The organism is uncultured Lacinutrix sp., from assembly GCF_947500325.1.
Lineage (GTDB): Bacteria > Bacteroidota > Bacteroidia > Flavobacteriales > Flavobacteriaceae > Lacinutrix.
The window spans coordinates 198,032-215,681 of record NZ_CANMRQ010000004.1; the positions used below are offsets into that span (position 1 = coordinate 198,032).

Genomic DNA, 17,650 nt, shown 5'->3' on the forward strand with positions numbered 1-17,650 from the left:
ATTCTTAATCAAAATTAAGCTTAGAAGCTGCTTTAATTTTAATAACCTGTCCTTCTTTTGGCTTTGTAATATTAGTAATCACTAAATAGGCGAAAAATGCAGTAATTAATCCTCCAATAACTAATGTTCCTGTTACTCCTAAAGTCTCTGCAATCCATACAATAACCCGTTTAAAAAAACGCCTCCTGCCACCAGATGTAGATATAGTTTCTCCATTTTCTATAGCCGAAGCAGTTGTAAATAAAATCCAAGTTAATAATCCAGATACGCCAAGTCCAATTAACTTTGGAGTTAATTGTTTTAAAAGACTGTATTCTTTTATTTCCACACCATTGATATTATCTATTAAAAAGGTTTTTACCTCCTTATATATATGTGGTTGTAATTCTAAATCTTCATCAGTCTTTTTATCACTTTCATATCTTAACTCTATAGAATGGTCTGTATCTATTACTAAAATTTCTTTTAGATCTGATAATGCTATAATTTTATGACTTAGTACTTTTTTATCTTCTAAAGCTTCTTCTATATTAAACTTATCGTCTATTTCTGTTAAACAGAAACCTTCTTTATTTAATGTTAAATACTTTTTTTTAGAGTCTTCTTTATTGATTTCCCAGTGTTTCATTTAATTAATGTGTTAATTGAGTAAATATTTATATATAACTAGAGATTGTCATTACAATTAAAGTAAAAACAACCAAAATAATAAACAATGGCATTATGAATTTTAACCATTTATTAAAACCAACTTTTACTATAGCTAATGACGCAAGAATTAAACCTGTTGGATTAATTAAATAAAATAAACCCATACCATATTGATAAGCATTTACTACAATTTCCCTGCCTACACCAACACCATCAGCTAACGGAGACATAATTGGCATTGTTAAAACGGCCATACCAGATGAGCTAGGAATAAAAAATGATAACCCCGCATAAATACAAGTCATTACCGAGGCAAACAAACCTTTATTCATACCATTAGTAACATCACTTGCATAATACAACATAGTATCACTTATTAAACCATCTGCCATAATTACTGTTATGCCTCGTGCAATACCTATAATTAATGCCACTCCTAATAAATCTCCAGCGCCTTTAACAAAAGTATCTACAAACGTAGATTCTTTAATATTAGCAACAACACCAATTAAAATAGCACCAACTAAAAAAGTAGCAGTCATTTCTATAAACCACCAATCTAAAGCTACTACACCAATAATCATGATAACAAAGCACATAGCAAAAATGAATAAGGCCAAACTTAAACGTGGTGTTATTTTAGTAGTTGTGGTAGTTGTATTACTAAACAATGCTGCAATTTCTTGTTGCTGATCATAAATGATAGACTTTGTGGGATCGTTTTTAACGCGTTTAGCATAACGCATCATGTAAGCAATTGAAATAACTAAACAGGAAATTAACATGATTGTTCTTCCTGCTAAACCTGTAGTCCAGTTAATTCCTGCAGAATCACTTCCTATAATAGTACTAAATGGGTTTATGGTTGAACACATTGTGCCTATGGAAGACCCTATAAATATACAAGCAACACCAACCAGAGCATCATATTTAGCTGCCAAAAACACCGGGATTAGTATAGGAAAAAAAGCTATAGTTTCCTCTGCAAATCCAAAAGTTGTACCACCAGCCGCAACTAAAACTGTAACTAATATAATAAGCCAATACTCTCTACCTTTTAAAACTTTGGCTAACCAAGTAATACCAGCATCAAAAGCACCTGTACTATTAATAATTCCAATTAAACCTCCAATAATAAGTACTAAGAAAATAATATCTGCAGCTTCAATTATTCCTTTAATAGGTGATTTAATAAACTCAAAAACACCTTGAGGTTTTGCTTCTAATTTTTTATATGTATTTGGAATATTAATAGCTTTATAAATATCGCCGCTAGTAAACTTTTCTAGAGGAATTTTAACACCCAAAACGTTTAACTTTTCTTGGGTAGCTGGTAAATTAGTTGTTCCATTTGTACTTGTTTGTATAAAGCTATTAGTCTCTTTATTATAAACTAATGTATCATATTTACCTGCTGGAATTAGCCATGTTAACAACGTTACTAAAGCAGCAATTAATAATAAAATGGTTTGTGCAGATGGGAATTTTATTTTTTTCATACTTTTCATTCTGTAAAGACAAAAATCTATATTAATGTTAATTAGCGTATTACATGTTTATATATAAGATTAACAAATTCAACTTGTATAATGCTGTATGAGAAAACTGTAATTATTTTTTAATAGGACTAAAGATAGTATTATTTTACACTGAAATTTATTGAGATTTACAAAAAGATATGAACGTTGATATACACAATAGCTGGAAACAATACTTAGAGCCGGAATTTGAAAAACCATATTTTAAAAATTTAGTTCAATTTGTAAAATCTGAATACAAAAACACGCAGTGTTTTCCTCCTGGAAAAGAAATTTTTAATGCTTTTGAAAGCTGCCCTTTTAATGATTTAAAAGTAGTTATTATTGGTCAAGACCCATACCATAATTACAATCAAGCTAATGGACTTTGTTTTAGTGTAAATGATGGTATAGCACATCCACCATCTTTAATAAATATCTTTAAAGAGATTGAAACCGATTTAGGCATTGCCTATCCTAAAAGTGGAAATTTAGAACGTTGGGCTAAACAAGGTGTGTTTTTATTAAATGCAACATTAACTGTGAGGGCACATGAAGCTGCAAGTCATCAAAAAAGAGGATGGGAAACATTTACCGATGCCGTTATTAAAACCATTAGTAGCAATAAAGAAAATGTCGTATTCCTTCTTTGGGGAGGATTTGCTAAAAAGAAAACAAAGTTGATAGATAGCTCAAAACACCACATATTAACATCTGGCCATCCTTCTCCATTAAGTGCTAATCGCAGTTATTGGTTTGAAAATAAGCATTTTAGCAAGACTAATGCTATTTTAAAACATAAAAATTTAAATACTATTATATGGTAATTCTATTTAATTTACAGTAAACTCGTATGCACCATTAGCATTAGCATTAACAATGATTGTGTTTATATTTACGTTCCCCAATTCATAAATACCACCAGAAATTCTTAATTCCCCATTATTATCCGAAAGAAATCGTTCACTTGCTAAATAAAAAGTTCCAGCCTCAGGAAGATTAATACTAAATTTATTTTTAAAAGAAGTGCCATCGTAAATACAACTAACATAGGCATTTCCACTAAGAACTGCCGTTTCTCCCTCAATACTAGATATACTATCTAATGTTAATGGTATTTTTGATATGGTTCCAAATGCGTTTTCTTTATATAAGGTTAAAGAATATCTATAGGTTTTTGGATCAAAATCCTCATAATAATAATTTGTTAATAAAATATCTTGACCACTTTCTGTTGTTTGTTGGTTAGATATATTTGTTTCAATTACAATGCTTTCATTAATATTGAAGTTAACTGTATTATTATCAATTTCTACAAGTTGATTATTATCAACATAAAACTCTTGAGAATAGTAATCATCATCTCTATGACATTGTGTGTTTGTTAAACATAAAGTAATAACAATAAAGAAACTAAAAAGCTTTAATTTTTTCATAACATCTTATTTTAATAGTAGATGTTAAAAAGTAAAAATGGTTGCGTTGTAAACTTTATAATTTTTCAATTAAATCTTCAAACTTGTATTTTTCAGGAATAATATTTAATGCAAGTAATTGGTTTTGAACGTTCTCAACTGTTTCTCGAGATAGATTCTCTTGAGACCACTCGGTTAAACTTAACCATTCTTGAACATCTTCTAATTCCTGCTCATAACGGTTAGCAATCATTCTATCGATACTTGGAATATTTTTAAACTCTACAGTCGTTTCGTTTACAATATTTAAAATTGTTTTAACGTCTTCTCTATTAGATTTCAAAAAGTCTTCTCGAACGGCAATAACAAAACATGGCCAAGGACTTGGACAGTTATCTACACGTCTAAACGTACCGTTATCTACCAGGGGCTTTGTAGTGAACTTCTCCCACATAAAATAATCTGCTTTACCATCTGTTAGGCCTTCAATAGCGCCATCTAGATTTTTAATAACTTCAAAATCAAGATCTTTTTCTATATCCCAATCATTATTTTGCGCGTTAATATATGCCATTAAATGAGATCCTGAACCATAACGGCTAATTGCTGCCTTTGTACCTTTTAAATCTTTAATCTCTTTGTATTTTGATTTTTCAGCAACATGAATACCCCAAATTAATGGTGTTTCAACAAAAATTTGTACAATCTTACTTTTATTCCCCGCAATAATATCTTTAATAATACCTTCTGTTAAGATAACAGCCATATCAATATCACCATCTCGTAAGCCTTTACACATAGCACCAGTACCTCCAAAATAGTCTTTCCATCGTAAATTAATACCTACGTCTTTATATTCTCCATTTTTAAGTCCTAAATACCAAGCTAAGTTGAAATGTTCTGGAACACCTCCAATGTTAATGGTTTTCATAAATTACTCTACTAATTTTGTTAATGTATATGTAATTAATTTATCTACTGTACCTTTTGGATTATCACTAAATTCTCCAGTAGCTCTATTAGCTATTATAGCATTCATTGACAGGGCTCGATGTCCTAATAACTTTGAAATACCGTAAATACCTGCAGTTTCCATTTCTAAGTTTGTTATAGATCTACCTTCAAAGTTAAAACTTGCTAATTTATTATTTAACTCATTATCTTGAATTGCTAATCGTAAAATCCGTCCTTGCGGTCCATAAAAACCAACATTTGTAGCTGTAAACCCTGAAACAGTCTCCGACGTATTGAATTTATTAAATAGAGTTTCGTCACCAGTAACGACATAAGGTTCGGATTTTGATTTAAACCAATTGGTATGTGCTATTAATGCTTTTGATATGTCTTTATATTGAAATGCTTCACTATTATAAAAATGTAATAAACTATCAAATCCAGCAGCATATTCACTTACTAAAAACGAATCGATTGGTATATTACTTTGAATAGCACCAGATGTTCCTATACGAATAATATCAAGGCTTTTAAGTGTTTTGTTAATTTCTCTAGTTTTTAAATTAATATTTACCAATGCGTCTAATTCATTAAACACAATATCAATATTATCTGTGCCAATACCAGTAGATATAACAGTTAATCGTTTACCTTTATATGTACCTGTTTGAGTATGAAACTCTCGTTTATGCGTTTCAAATTCAATAGTATCAAAATGTTTAGTAACACTAGTTACACGATCTGGATCTCCAACTGTAATAATAGTGTCTGCAATATGTTCTGGACGTAAGTTTAAATGGTAAACACTACCATCTGGATTAAGTATAAGTTCTGATTCTTTAATGGGCATATATTGTATTTCTTATCAATCGATTTTCCTTTTTATTAAACTGAAAATGATTTTTATTTGTACCACCAAATGTAAAATTTGATTGCATTTCTTTTCTATAATTTTCGAGGTGTTCTAATGCTAAATGACCTTTACGGTTTAAAGTTAGTGAACTGTCATCTTCTTCATAAAACATTTTTAACTCATCTATCATTCTACTAATTTGAATATCTCCAAATCCATAATAGCCTTGGTAATGTAGTGCATAACCTAGTAAGTGATGACGAGATTTAACCTTATGTTCTTTTGTTAATTTTAAAATATTATACTCTAAAGTGCTTAATCCACTACGCGTATCTGGAAAACGTTTTAAATGCGCTTTAAGACAATTACTTAGATAAATAAAATTTGAAGGCCTTACAATTAATGGTTTTAGTTCATTATGATCATCTCCACAGTATACATCCCAAGCTTTTTGAGCCAAAGCAACATCATCAACACTTAATGTTACACGCGATTTAAAATGTTCTTTTAATTGCTTTGACGTTAATTGAGGTAATCCTTTTAAATCTGGTTCATGATCAACTCTACCACTGCAAACTAAAGTTATTGGTATTCTAATATCTTTTTGTTTTAAAAGACTAATAACTGCAATAAGGTTAATATGACAAAATAAATCATACTCAAACCATAGTATCACTTCTTTGTAGTTATTAACCTCGTCTAGTTTTTTAATTTCAGATTTAATTTTCGATTCATCATATTCAACACCATAAACCGACTCTAAAAATGTTTTTCGTTTAGCAAAAAAAGAATCTGTATCTATATCTTTTTCTGTTGGGCCTTCGCATAACATTTCATGCCAAGTCACAATTTCACCTTCATAGTTTTCTTTTTCTAGAACAGCTGTTAGACTAGAACCATTGCTAATATTCAATATATGTTTAGTCATATAAATTAACCGCCAACGCGTTTAACATTGAAGCCTTTTTCTTTAAGCATTGCCATGATTTTATCACGGTAATCGCCTTGAATTATTATTTTATCATCTTTAAAACTACCACCAACACTAAGTTTTTGTTTTAATTCTTTAGCTAAAGCTTTAAAATCTTCTGTAGCACCAGTGTAACCTTCTAAAATCGTAATAGGTTTCCCTTTTCGTTTTTCGTATTTACAAATAATAGGATCATCTTGTATCCATAAAGAAGCGTCTTCTTTTTCAGGAATGACATCCTTTTCTTCGTGATCAGGAAACAGGTTTTTTAATTGGTCTTTTAAATCCATAATTATGCATGGAGCATTTAGTATACGTTTTCAGTATAGCTTATACCGAAAACGTATAACTATTTGTTTATTTTTTTAATCCTAATTCAATTAACCTTTCATTTAGAAAATCGCCAGCAGTAATATCATCAAACTGTTTAGGATTATTATCATCAATACAGCTATCTAAAACATCTAATTTCATTTCACTTATAGGATGCATAAAGAATGGAATAGAGTAGCGGCTAGTTCCCCAAAGCTCTCTTGGAGGATTAATTACCCTATGTATAGTAGATTTTAGTTTGTTATTTGTATGTCTCGACAACATATCACCAACATTAATCATTAGCTCATCAGGTTCTGCAATTGCATCAATCCACTCGCCATCATGATTTTGCACTTGCAAACCACGACCTTGAGCTCCCATTAATAATGTAATTAAATTAATATCGCCATGCGCAGCAGCACGTTCAGCAGCTTTTGGTTCTTCTGTAATTGGCGGATAATGTATTGGTCTTAAAATAGAATTTCCATTATGAATATAATTATCAAAATAGGTTTCCTCTAAATCTAAATGCAAAGCTAAAGCACGTAAAACATATTTAGCCGTTTTTTCAAGCATTTGGTAAGTTTCTTTTCCTACTTCATTAAACGCTGGTAATTCATTTACATCAACATTTTCAGGATATTCTTTAGCGCGTTCCGGATCGTCATCTACATATTGTCCAAAATGCCAAAATTCTTTTAAATCACCTTCCTTTTTCCCTTTTGCACTTTCCTTTCCAAAAGACACATAACCACGTTGTCCACCAATTCCAGGGATTTCATAGTTTTGTTTTGTTTCTAGTGGTAAAGAAAAAAAATTCTTTATCTCCCCATATAATCTTTCTACTAATTTTTCACTTAAAAAATGCCCTTTTAAAGCTACGAAACCTATTTCTTGATAGGCTTTACCTATTTCATTTATGAATTTTTGTTTTCTCTCTGAATCTTCTGAAAGAAAATCCTCTAAATTAACACTCGGAATGCTCGTCATCTGTACTATTGTTTTATAATCTTCTATATACAAATGTAAAGAAAAGATAGCATATTTAATAATTGATAATTTTTTATATGAATAATTGATTTTTATTCAATAATGTTATATTTGACAAAACATTTTTAGTATGTCTGAAGCACTTATGAAGTCTAATATCAAATACACAAAAAGAGGAATAAAAACCGAAACTCTTTTAGATTTATATAAAGCCATGTTAAAACCTCGATTAATAGAGGAGAAGATGCTAATCTTATTACGTCAAGGTAAAATTAGCAAATGGTTTTCTGGTATTGGTCAAGAAGCAATTTCTGTAGGTGTTACTATGTCTATGCAAAAGGAAGAATACATTCTACCAATGCATAGAAATCTAGGTGTATTTACTACTCGTGAAATCCCTTTAAACCGCTTATTCTCACAATGGCAAGGAAAAGCCAATGGATTTACAAAAGGTCGTGATCGTTCATTCCATTTTGGTACTCAAGAGTACAACATTGTTGGGATGATTTCTCATTTAGGTCCACAGTTTGGTGTTGCAGACGGTATTGCATTAGCTAGTAAATTAAAGGATAAAAAACAAGTTACTGCTGTATTTACAGGAGAAGGCGGTACTAGTGAAGGAGATATTCATGAAGCTTTAAATGTGGCTTCAGTATGGCAATTACCTGTATTGTTTTGTATTGAAAATAACGGTTATGGTTTATCTACACCAACGACAGAACAATACAACTGTAAAGATTTAGCAGATAGAGCCATAGGCTATGGCATGGAATCTCACATTATTGATGGTAATAATATTTTAGAAGTCTATACCAAAATATCTAAAATCACAGAGAGTATTCGACAAAACCCGCGTCCAGTATTAATAGAATTTAAGACTTTTAGAATGCGAGGACATGAAGAAGCTAGTGGCACAAAATATGTACCACAAGATTTAATGGATACTTGGGCTAAAAAAGATCCTATTGATAATTATCGTGCTTTCTTAATAGATGAAGATATATTAACAGAGAAACAAGACGATATTTTTAGAGCGCAAATTAAAGCTGAAATTGATACTAATTTAACACAAACTAATGCTGAAGAAAAAATAATTTCATCTATAAGCAATGAATTAAATGATGTATTTCAAGAGTTTGACTATGAGAAGTTTGAAGAAAACACAGTAACAAAGGAGCTTCGATTAATCGATTCCATTTCTGAAGGTCTAAAACAATCTATGGAAAAACATCCAGATCTTGTTATTATGGGACAAGATGTTGCAGAATACGGAGGTGTTTTTAAAATAACAGATGGCTTTGTTGAGGCATTTGGAAAAGACCGCGTTCGTAATACTCCAATTTGTGAGTCTGCAATTATAGAAACTGGAATGGGGCTAAGTATTGCAGGCATTAAAAGTGTTGTAGAATTACAATTTAGTGACTTTGTAACCTCTGGTTTTAATCCAGTAGTAAATTACCTAGCAAAATCACATTACCGTTGGAACCAAAATGCAGATGTTGTTCTACGTATGCCTTGTGGAGCAGGAGTAGCAGCTGGGCCATTTCACTCTCAAACAAACGAAGCATGGTTTACAAAAACACCAGGATTAAAGGTTGTATATCCTGCATTCCCAAAAGATGCTAAAGGCCTGTTAGCAACCGCTATTAATGACCCAAATCCTGTGCTATTCTTTGAGCACAAAGCTTTATATAGAAGTATTCGTCAAGAAGTTCCAACAGATTATTTCACAATACCCTTAGGAAAAGCAGCAAAACTAAGAGAAGGAGATGATATTACAGTTATATCTTATGGTGCAGCAGTTCATTGGGCAATTAACGCATTAGATAAACATACAAATATTAATGCAGATTTAATTGATTTACGCTCACTACAACCTTTAGATACTGAGACTATTTATGCTTCAGTAAAAAAGACAGGACGTGTTATTATACTCCAAGAAGATTCGTTGTTTGGTGGGATTGCTAGTGATGTTTCTGCTTTAATAATGGAAAATTGCTTTGAGTATTTAGATGCGCCAGTAAAACGTGTTGCCAGTCTAGAGACACCAATTCCTTTTATTAATGAGCTAGAAGATCAATATTTGTCTCGAGATAAATTTGAAGGTGAGTTACTAGAATTAATGGCTTATTAAATAAATTTCAAACAATGAATAAAATTGATGATGCTTTTTTTTAACAGAGCAGATGAGCATATAAACTTATCAAATCAACAATTAATACACACTACTAAAGGTAAAACTAGTGCTTCTATGATGTATAGTATTGCTAGGTTTAACTCCTGGGTTAGCGCATGTGGATTTGAAAACTCCAATGAAATGAAAAAATCTAAACAAAAAACTATAGATTATTTTGTTACTGAATATCGCAAAATGTTAGAAGAAAACCTTAATGATTATATTGAGAATTTTGACAAATACATGCAATAAATTATTCAGTTTAAATACCCTGTATTTTTTTTGCTACAGCCTCAACTTCATCAAGTACGCGTAGTAAATTACCACTCCACAATTTCTCAATTTGTTCTTCGGTATACCCACGTTTTACTAATTCTAATGTCACATTAAAAGTCTCACTGGCATCGCTCCAGCCTTGAATTCCACCACCACCATCAAAGTCACTACTTATACCTACGTGATTAATGCCAATTTTTTGAATTAAATAATCAATATGATTTACAAAATCTTCTACATTTACGTCTGGTGGTAAGTTTTTCATTTTTGCCATTTTCGCTTTACGAATCGGAACCATTTTTCCTAAATAACCATAATATTCCTCTCGCTCTTCAGCAGATACTTTTTTCTGCGCCTCACGATCTAACCATTTTACGCCCATAGAATCAATAATCTGTTTACTAACCTCCATTTTAATAGCTCCAATTTTATCAAATTTTTCAGCATTTAAATAGCTTGAGAATGCCACCGTTTGCACAACACCTCCATTTTCTTTAATCCAACCTAATTGTTCATCATCTAGATTTCTACTATGATCACACAATGCACGTGCTGAAGAATGAGATGCTATAATAGGCGCTTTACTTAACGTTATCATTTGACGAATAGCCTCTTTAGACGGATGTGAAATATCAATCATCATACCTACACGATTCATTTCTACTATAACTTCTTTTCCTAAATCACTTAATCCATTATGCAACCAAACATCGTCTTCTTCTCCGGTATTACTGTCAGATAACTGGCTATGCCCATTATGAGCTAAGGACATATATCTAGCACCAAGATTATAGAATTTCTCAACGTTTTTAATATCTAATCCAACAGGGTAACCATTTTCAATACCAATCATCGCTACTTTTTTTCCGTCTTTATGTATACGGCGCACCTCATTAGAATTAACAGCTAATTCTATAGCATTTGGCGCTATATCTTTAGTGAGTTTATGTATAGCATCAAATTTTGAAATTGCATTATCATATGCTCTTTTATAACCATCTTCTGTAAGTGTATCTTGCCCTGTATACACAATAAACCAAGCGACGTCTAATCCGCCAGACTTCATTTTGGGCAAAGTAATTTGTGTATCTAAATCTTGTGTATAATTTATAGAATCTGTAAAGTTCTTAATATTAATATCGCAATGCGTATCTAAAGTAATAACACGTTCATGGATAACTTTAGCTCTTTCTAATAGTTGTTCTTCTGTTTCTATCTGTGATTTCACTTCCGATCTACATGAAAACAAAGCTATAGCAATAAAAAAACTTAAAATAAAAGGTTTCATAATTCTTACATTATTTATTATTATTTGTGAAGTTACAAAACAATAAAGAATAAAAAAAGCCAGTAAATATGGGTTTACTGGCCTTAAATAGAAGTTATTTAACAATTAATGTGCATATCGTTTTGCACCATTCCAAAGTGCTTCTTTAGTATTACTAAATCTCAAAACTTCTCTTCTAACAAATAAACTGTCATCAGTAATTCTATTAGATTTCCTTAAAATATTAATAATTGCTTTCATAACGTCTAGTTTTTTGATTGATTGATAGATTGATTTTTAAATTTTACTTGTAACGTCTTTTAGAGTTCCATGCATTACTTTTAGTTCCTCTTAAAGTTGTTGTTAATTGATTTGTGTTTAATGTTCTCATGATTGTTTGTTTTTTGATTGATAATATTTGATTGATACTTAAAAGACGACACAAATAACATTTTGTTACAGTACTATGCAATACAAAGTACTAATTTAACAAATTTTAACTTTTAAAAACTAAATTATATAGAGTGGAAGAGTAGACAAATACTAGGATTAACATTTTTTTTGCTATTTTTAGAAGAGATTAATAAAATTTTAATATTTAGGTATGGTTTTTGGTTTATTTTCGTCAAATAGATAAATATGCAAATGAAAATTAGATTATTCACTTTATTAACTTTCTTTTTTGTGCTTAGCTTAAGCGCACAAATTGATAGTGAAAATAAATCTATCGCTATTCCTGCAGAAGCTGTTGATGACCCTAAAGAAGATCCTGAAATAATTGTGCAACCTATTAAAAGGAGCGATGCAAAACCAGATAAAACTTCTAAAGAAAAAGTAACACTATCAAAAGATGAACAGATGAAAATTGCAAAACGCAAAGAATTTTCAATGGTTCATGATGACAAACTTAGAAACCCAGCAGAGCTATTTCAAAAGCAACTTAAAAGTGCATTAAAACTTAGAGCAGAAGAAGAACGCCGTAATAATGGTAGTGAAGTTACACAGTATTTAGGACAATATAGTACAAGAGCAAAACGTGTAAATGTAATTTATAGAGATCATCAAGCTCCAGATGGCGATTTAATAAGAGTTTATGTAAACAAAGATATTATGCAATCTAGAGTATTACTAGAAACACATAGCAAAGGCTTTTTTTTAACATTAACTCCTGGTGATAACGTTATAGATTTCGAAGCATTAAATCAAGGCACAAGTGGCCCAAACACTGCAGAGTTTAAGGTTATTGACCCTAAAGGAAATGTCATTGTAGACAACCAGTGGAACCTAGCTACAGGTGTAAAAGCAACAATTACAGTAGTGCTTGAAAAAGAATAAGAATACCAAACTTCAATATTTCCTTTAGATAATCAATTGAAAATCGTATTTTTACAAAAATAATTAACAATTCCGTTAATTATTAAATTATATTAAAAAAAAGAATGGCAAAGTCGCAACAGACATTTAACAAATTAGAAAAAGAAAAAAAGCGTCTTAAAAAACGTGAAGACAAGAGAAAGAAAATGGAAGCCAGAAAGGCTCAAAAAGAGGAAAATGGTACAGATGGTATCCAATTTGCTTATGTAGATTACAATGGTAATTTGGTAGATACGCCACCAGATCCAGAAGATAAAATTGAAACTGAAGCAGATAACATTGTTTTAGGTGTTCCAAAAAAAGAGGACATGCCTGAACCAGATCCAATTAGAAAAGGAAAAGTTTCATTTTATGATTCTTCAAAAGGTTTTGGATTTATTATTGATGCCGAAGACCAAGAAAAATATTTTTGTCACGTTAGTGGTTTAATTGATGAAATCACAGAAAATGACAAGGTACAATTTGAATTAGAAAAAGGCATGAAAGGCTTAAATGCTGTTCGTGTTAAGAAAATATAATTATATATATACTTTATAAAAAGCCTCAATTATAGTATAATTGAGGCTTTTTTTTGCTTAAAACTTAACTCTTATTAACTAATCTCACTAGGTAATTCGAATAATTCTAAATCAAAATAAGGTACCGCTGCCAAAATATGATCGAAAACATCTGCTATAATATATTCGTAGTTTTTCCATATTTTATCTGCACTAAAAGCATAAACTTCTAAAGGTATACCTTGTGCAGTTGGCGGTAATTGTCTAACCATAATCATCATATCGTTATTGATTCCTGTATGTTGCTTAACATAAGCATCAATATACTTTCTAAAAACTCCAATATTAGTAAGGTTTCTTCCGTTTAGCAACAGCGTTTTATCAATATCGTGTACTTTATTATGAGTTGTTATTTTCTCTTGTCTCTCCTTTAAATAGTTTGAAATTAAGTTAATACTTTTTAAAGCGTCTACTTTTTCTGGGGTTAGATATTTAATACTACTTTGTTTTATAATTAATGCTCTTTTAATACGTCTACCATCAGAATTAGTCATACCACGCCAATTCTTAAAAGATTCAGAAATTAAAGCATAGGTTGGAATAGTAGTAATTGTTTTATCAAAATTTTGAACCTTAACTGTTGCTAAATTAATTTCGATAACATCGCCGTCTGCTCCATATTTTTCGAATGTAATCCAATCTCCAATACGTACCATATCATTTATTGAAACTTGAATACTTGCAACAAAACCAAGAATTGTGTCTTTAAAAACTAATATAATAACGGCCGAAATAGCACCAAGTCCAGTCATAAATTTCCAAACAGACATATCTGCTACTATTGCGAATGCTAGCACAAATCCAGCTATCCAAACAAAAATCATAAAGACCTGTATATAGCTATCTACTGGTTTGTCTTTTAACCTAGGTATGGTTTTAAAATAATCTTTTAGTGTATTTAAAACACTTCTAGCAATCCATAATGCTAATACTATACCAAAAACTTTTAATGCTTTTTCTACAACATTCTCAATACCTTGAAAATCATAGAACACACTCGGGACTACTTTTAAAGCAATAATTAAAGGAATAATATGCGCAATATTTCTTGGCACTTTGTTTTTAACTAAAATATCATCAAAATTAGATTTAGATCTTGCGGCAAATCTGCTAAACACATTCAATAATATCCGTCTTACTATAAAATCTATAACAAACGTTATTATTAACAAGGCTAATAATAGCGCCAACATATTTAAATACTTTGCTGTTACTTCTGAAGCTCCGACAGATAATAAATAGTCGTAAAACCAATGTGTCATTCGGCTCATATCAATGGGTGATTTTTTTGCAAAGCTAAAACGATTAAATGAATTATAAACAAGAAAATTAATATTTAAGACACACTACAATGCTATAGAAGTAACACTTCCAATTTGTAAATCTCCTAAATGTATATCTCCAACTCTTACTCTAACCAAACGTAAGGTTGCACAGCCAACTGCACTAGTCATTTTACGTACTTGTCTAAATTTTCCTTCTGTAAGTGTTATAGAAATCCATGATATTGGACCATGGCGTGCATCTCTAATCTTTTTTGATCGTTCAGGAAGCTCGGGGTTTTTATTTAATTTAAAAGCTTTGCAAGGTTTTGTTTGATATTTTTTACCATCAAAACCAATTTCTACGCCATCTCGTAATGCTTTTATTTGCGCTTCAGAAATATCACCATCTACTAAAGCATAATATTCTTTTTCAATACCTCTAGAATTTATGTAATTACTCATTTTTCCATCAGTAGTTAGAAGTAATAAGCCTTCACTTTTTTCATCTAATCTACCAATAGGCATTATACCTTTAGGAAATTCGGCTAATTCACCTAAAAAACGTTTTCGTTTTTGCTGAGTAGAATTACTCGCAAACTGACTCAACATTCCATAGGGTTTGTAGATTTTAAAATGCTTATGTTCTAAAGTTTTCAATACGTTCTATAGCTTAAAAGTCGATTTTGTCTCAAATTAAAATAGCAAAAGTTAATTTCCATTTAAAATGGCATAAACCAAATCTTTAGAAAGCTGCTTGCCGTTAGCTTTTTCACGTATTAGATCGTAGCTAAATCTAAAATCACATCCATTTTTATAATCACTACAACCATAAGCCGTTTTACCTTTAATAATTTCACCTTTCTTGCATTTAGGACAAGTATTAACTGTGTTAGCTTTAGTTTCAGTTTTGTTTTTTTTGGGCTCTAATTTTAATTTAAAAGCATCATCTAATCTTACTAAGCCTTCAATAGATTGTCCTTCTATTTTAAACCCTTTTAAATTTACTGTAGAGCCTTTTTGTAATAACCGGATAAATTGTTTTTCAGAGATAGTTTTGTCTTTAAATTTAAAAGGCAAAATAAAATCACATCCGTTTTTAAATGCAGAGCAACCATAAGCAGATTTCCCTTTTATAATAGTACCTGTTTTACATTTTGGACAAACTTGAGACGTAATATTTGTAGACGTTTTTGCTGTCTTTATCTTTTTTGGTAGTGGTTTCGCTGTTGCCGCAGAAATATTTGCTTTTTTAGTTTCACTACGTACTTCATAAACCAAACGGTCTACCATTTGTTTCATTTGTTTAATAAAACTACCAGCATTAAATTCACCTTTCTCAATATCTTTTAATTGCTTTTCCCATTTACCTGTTAATTCTGCCGATTTTAATAACTCATTTTGAATTGTATCGATTAATTGAATCCCTGTAGATGTAGGCAATACTTGTTTTTTATTCCTTTTAATATATTTTCTACGAAACAATGTTTCTATAATATTTGCACGGGTTGATGGACGACCAATACCATTTTCTTTCATTATCTCTCTCAACTCATCATCATCCACCTGTTTACCAGCTGTCTCCATAGCACGTAGCAGCGAGGCTTCTGTATATTGGTTTGGTGGCTTCGTTTGTTTCTCTAAAAACGATGGTTCATGTGGGCCTTTTTCTCCTTTTTCAAAAGTTGGTAAAATGCCTGTTTCTTTTTTTGGACTATTTGGTTTTTCAAAAACGATACGCCAACCTTTTTCTAATATTTCTTTTCCCGTTGTTTTAAAGTTAACAGATTCGGCTTTGCCAATTACTGTTGTATTAGATACTTTACACTCGTCATAAAAAACAGCTATAAAACGTCTTGTAATAATGTCGTAAACCTGTTGTTGGTTATACTGCAATTTCATTTGCACTCCAGTAGGAATAATAGCGTGGTGATCTGTTACCTTACTATCATCAAAAGTCTTTTTTGTTTTCTTAAGTTTCTTACCTAATAATGGTTGTGTTAACAAAGCATAATTAGTCAAATTCTTAAGTATACCTGGTACTTTAGGATACACATCATTTGGAAGAAAAGTAGTATCTACTCTTGGGTAAGTAACAACTTTTTGTTCGTATAATTTTTGAACAATCTTTAATGTTTCGTCTGCAGAAAAACCAAACTTAGTATTACAATAGACTTGTAAGCCAGTTAAATCGAAAAGTTTTGGCGCATATTCTTTACCCGCTTTTTTTGTAATTGATACAATTTCAAAGTCATGCTCTTTTACAATGTTTGCAAGTTTCTCTCCATCTGCCATATTTAAGAAACGACCTTCTTCATAACTAAATAATGTGTCGCGATATAAAGTTTGCAATTCCCAATAAGGTTGTGGCTTAAAATTTTCAATCTCTTTATAGCGATTAACCAACATAGCTAGAGTAGGAGTTTGTACTCGACCTACAGATAATACTTGTTTATAACCACCATGTTTTACAGTATATAGACGTGTGGCATTCATGCCTAGTAACCAATCTCCAATAGCTCTAGAAAATCCTGCATAATATAAATTATCGTAATCTGAAGCAGGCTTTAAGTTATTAAACCCTTCTTTTATGGCTTCGGTAGTTAACGAAGAAATCCATAAACGTTGTACTTCTCCTTTATAATTTGCCTCGTTTAATACCCAACGTTGAATAAGTTCTCCTTCTTGGCCGGCATCACCACAGTTTATTACTACATCTGCTTTATCAAATAAACTTTTTACTATGTTAAACTGCTTTTTTATACCAGAGTCTTTAGACACTTTTGTCTCAAACTTTTCTGGTAACATAGGTAAGTTGTTTAAATCCCAGCTTTTCCAATACGGTTTATAATCATTTGGTTCTTTAAGCGTACACAAATGACCAAATGTGTATGTTACTGCGTATCCATTGCCTTCATAGTAACCATCACGCTTAGTGTTGGCTCCTAGAACAGCAGCAATTTCTCGTGCAACAGATGGTTTTTCAGCAATACAGACTTTCACTTAATCATTACAAGTTTAGGCTTGCAAAATAAGAGATTTAATACTGTTTTGGAAGCAGATTTATTAGTAC

The 17,650-nt window shown here is 31.0% G+C and carries 18 protein-coding genes; 5 read left to right on the forward strand and 13 right to left on the reverse strand.

The window, feature by feature from the left end; translation table 11 throughout:
* Positions 1-4: 4 nt before the first annotated feature.
* The gene (locus tag Q0997_RS07370; RefSeq protein WP_299886772.1) at positions 5-628 is read right to left on the reverse strand and encodes a hypothetical protein; all 624 of its coding nucleotides are present in this window, start codon (positions 626-628) and stop codon (positions 5-7) included.
* A gap of 28 nt (positions 629-656) precedes the next feature.
* Positions 657-2,150, reverse strand: a complete 1,494-nt coding sequence (locus Q0997_RS07375) for a YfcC family protein (protein WP_299886774.1) — start codon at positions 2,148-2,150, stop codon at positions 657-659.
* 179 nt (positions 2,151-2,329) lie between these two features.
* On the opposite strand from Q0997_RS07375, the gene Q0997_RS07380 reads away from it, so the two are divergent.
* Positions 2,330-2,995: a uracil-DNA glycosylase gene (locus Q0997_RS07380; protein ID WP_299886776.1), complete on the forward strand. Its 666-nt coding sequence runs from the start codon at positions 2,330-2,332 to the stop codon at positions 2,993-2,995.
* Positions 2,996-3,001: 6 nt separating this feature from the next.
* On the opposite strand, the gene Q0997_RS07385 is transcribed toward Q0997_RS07380, so the two are convergent.
* The 6 genes from Q0997_RS07385 to Q0997_RS07410 form a co-directional block, all read right to left on the reverse strand.
* Positions 3,002-3,604 carry a hypothetical protein gene (locus Q0997_RS07385; protein WP_299886778.1) on the reverse strand — a complete coding sequence of 201 codons (603 nt, stop codon included), beginning with the start codon at positions 3,602-3,604 and terminating at the stop codon, positions 3,002-3,004.
* A gap of 55 nt (positions 3,605-3,659) precedes the next feature.
* Positions 3,660-4,514: a substrate-binding domain-containing protein gene (locus tag Q0997_RS07390; RefSeq protein ID WP_299886780.1), complete on the reverse strand. Its 855-nt coding sequence runs from the start codon at positions 4,512-4,514 to the stop codon at positions 3,660-3,662.
* A 3-nt stretch (positions 4,515-4,517) separates the two neighbouring features.
* Positions 4,518-5,387, reverse strand: coding sequence for a nucleoside phosphorylase (locus Q0997_RS07395; RefSeq protein ID WP_299886782.1), 870 nt, complete (start codon positions 5,385-5,387; stop codon positions 4,518-4,520).
* The gene (locus tag Q0997_RS07400) at positions 5,377-6,318 is read right to left on the reverse strand and encodes a DUF1835 domain-containing protein (protein WP_299886784.1); all 942 of its coding nucleotides are present in this window, start codon (positions 6,316-6,318) and stop codon (positions 5,377-5,379) included. Before Q0997_RS07400 ends, Q0997_RS07395 begins: the two co-directional genes overlap by 11 nt.
* A gap of 5 nt (positions 6,319-6,323) precedes the next feature.
* Positions 6,324-6,650, reverse strand: coding sequence for a translation initiation factor (locus tag Q0997_RS07405; protein ID WP_299886786.1), 327 nt, complete (start codon positions 6,648-6,650; stop codon positions 6,324-6,326).
* Positions 6,651-6,717: 67 nt separating this feature from the next.
* Entirely contained in the window at positions 6,718-7,665 is a 948-nt protein-coding gene (locus tag Q0997_RS07410; RefSeq protein ID WP_299886788.1) for a 2-oxoglutarate and iron-dependent oxygenase domain-containing protein, read from the reverse strand.
* Positions 7,666-7,795: 130 nt separating this feature from the next.
* On the opposite strand from Q0997_RS07410, the gene Q0997_RS07415 reads away from it, so the two are divergent.
* Together Q0997_RS07415 and Q0997_RS07420 are read left to right on the forward strand one after the other, a co-directional pair.
* A complete protein-coding gene (locus tag Q0997_RS07415) occupies positions 7,796-9,799 on the forward strand; it encodes a dehydrogenase E1 component subunit alpha/beta (RefSeq protein ID WP_299886790.1) in 2,004 nt (667 codons plus the stop codon).
* Positions 9,800-9,826: 27 nt separating this feature from the next.
* Entirely contained in the window at positions 9,827-10,093 is a 267-nt protein-coding gene (locus Q0997_RS07420; protein WP_299886792.1) for a DUF3144 domain-containing protein, read from the forward strand.
* A 10-nt stretch (positions 10,094-10,103) separates the two neighbouring features.
* On the opposite strand, the gene Q0997_RS07425 is transcribed toward Q0997_RS07420, so the two are convergent.
* Complete coding sequence (locus tag Q0997_RS07425) at positions 10,104-11,405, reverse strand: dipeptidase (RefSeq protein ID WP_299886794.1); 1,302 nt, start codon at positions 11,403-11,405, stop codon at positions 10,104-10,106.
* 105 nt (positions 11,406-11,510) lie between these two features.
* Positions 11,511-11,645: a hypothetical protein gene (locus tag Q0997_RS07430; RefSeq protein WP_299886796.1), complete on the reverse strand. Its 135-nt coding sequence runs from the start codon at positions 11,643-11,645 to the stop codon at positions 11,511-11,513.
* 384 nt (positions 11,646-12,029) lie between these two features.
* Between Q0997_RS07430 and Q0997_RS07435 the strand changes: the two genes are divergently transcribed.
* Both Q0997_RS07435 and Q0997_RS07440 read left to right on the forward strand, forming a co-directional pair.
* Positions 12,030-12,719 carry a hypothetical protein gene (locus Q0997_RS07435; RefSeq protein WP_299886799.1) on the forward strand — a complete coding sequence of 230 codons (690 nt, stop codon included), beginning with the start codon at positions 12,030-12,032 and terminating at the stop codon, positions 12,717-12,719.
* Positions 12,720-12,823: 104 nt separating this feature from the next.
* On the forward strand, positions 12,824-13,276 hold the full coding sequence (locus Q0997_RS07440) for a cold-shock protein (RefSeq protein ID WP_299886802.1): 453 nt from the start codon (positions 12,824-12,826) through the stop codon (positions 13,274-13,276).
* A 74-nt stretch (positions 13,277-13,350) separates the two neighbouring features.
* On the opposite strand, the gene Q0997_RS07445 is transcribed toward Q0997_RS07440, so the two are convergent.
* The 3 genes from Q0997_RS07445 to Q0997_RS07455 all read right to left on the reverse strand — a co-directional run bounded on the left by Q0997_RS07445 (position 13,351) and on the right by Q0997_RS07455 (position 17,580).
* Entirely contained in the window at positions 13,351-14,586 is a 1,236-nt protein-coding gene (locus Q0997_RS07445; RefSeq protein ID WP_299886805.1) for a mechanosensitive ion channel domain-containing protein, read from the reverse strand.
* 75 nt (positions 14,587-14,661) lie between these two features.
* Positions 14,662-15,237, reverse strand: a complete 576-nt coding sequence (locus tag Q0997_RS07450) for a pseudouridine synthase (protein ID WP_299886808.1) — start codon at positions 15,235-15,237, stop codon at positions 14,662-14,664.
* Between the two features lie 51 nt (positions 15,238-15,288).
* Positions 15,289-17,580: a type IA DNA topoisomerase gene (locus Q0997_RS07455; protein WP_299886810.1), complete on the reverse strand. Its 2,292-nt coding sequence runs from the start codon at positions 17,578-17,580 to the stop codon at positions 15,289-15,291.
* Positions 17,581-17,650 lie beyond the last annotated feature (70 nt).

Excerpts from the sequence above, each read along its gene's own strand:
- Q0997_RS07420 (WP_299886792.1), top strand. The coding sequence starts at position 9,827 with ATGATGCTTTTTTTTAACAGAGCAGATGAGCATATAAACTTATCAAAT.
- Q0997_RS07415 (WP_299886790.1), top strand. The coding sequence starts at position 7,796 with ATGTCTGAAGCACTTATGAAGTCTAATATCAAATACACAAAAAGAGGA.
- Q0997_RS07390 (WP_299886780.1), bottom strand. The coding sequence starts at position 4,514 with ATGAAAACCATTAACATTGGAGGTGTTCCAGAACATTTCAACTTAGCT.
- Q0997_RS07395 (WP_299886782.1), bottom strand. The coding sequence starts at position 5,387 with ATGCCCATTAAAGAATCAGAACTTATACTTAATCCAGATGGTAGTGTT.
- Q0997_RS07370 (WP_299886772.1), bottom strand. The coding sequence starts at position 628 with ATGAAACACTGGGAAATCAATAAAGAAGACTCTAAAAAAAAGTATTTA.
- Q0997_RS07400 (WP_299886784.1), bottom strand. The coding sequence starts at position 6,318 with ATGACTAAACATATATTGAATATTAGCAATGGTTCTAGTCTAACAGCT.
- Q0997_RS07425 (WP_299886794.1), bottom strand. The coding sequence starts at position 11,405 with ATGAAACCTTTTATTTTAAGTTTTTTTATTGCTATAGCTTTGTTTTCA.
- Q0997_RS07440 (WP_299886802.1), top strand. The coding sequence starts at position 12,824 with ATGGCAAAGTCGCAACAGACATTTAACAAATTAGAAAAAGAAAAAAAG.
- Q0997_RS07405 (WP_299886786.1), bottom strand. The coding sequence starts at position 6,650 with ATGGATTTAAAAGACCAATTAAAAAACCTGTTTCCTGATCACGAAGAA.
- Q0997_RS07380 (WP_299886776.1), top strand. The coding sequence starts at position 2,330 with ATGAACGTTGATATACACAATAGCTGGAAACAATACTTAGAGCCGGAA.
- Q0997_RS07410 (WP_299886788.1), bottom strand. The coding sequence starts at position 7,665 with ATGACGAGCATTCCGAGTGTTAATTTAGAGGATTTTCTTTCAGAAGAT.
- Q0997_RS07385 (WP_299886778.1), bottom strand. The coding sequence starts at position 3,604 with ATGAAAAAATTAAAGCTTTTTAGTTTCTTTATTGTTATTACTTTATGT.
- Q0997_RS07430 (WP_299886796.1), bottom strand. The coding sequence starts at position 11,645 with ATGAAAGCAATTATTAATATTTTAAGGAAATCTAATAGAATTACTGAT.
- Q0997_RS07435 (WP_299886799.1), top strand. The coding sequence starts at position 12,030 with ATGAAAATTAGATTATTCACTTTATTAACTTTCTTTTTTGTGCTTAGC.
- Q0997_RS07445 (WP_299886805.1), bottom strand. The coding sequence starts at position 14,586 with ATGAGCCGAATGACACATTGGTTTTACGACTATTTATTATCTGTCGGA.
- Q0997_RS07375 (WP_299886774.1), bottom strand. The coding sequence starts at position 2,150 with ATGAAAAAAATAAAATTCCCATCTGCACAAACCATTTTATTATTAATT.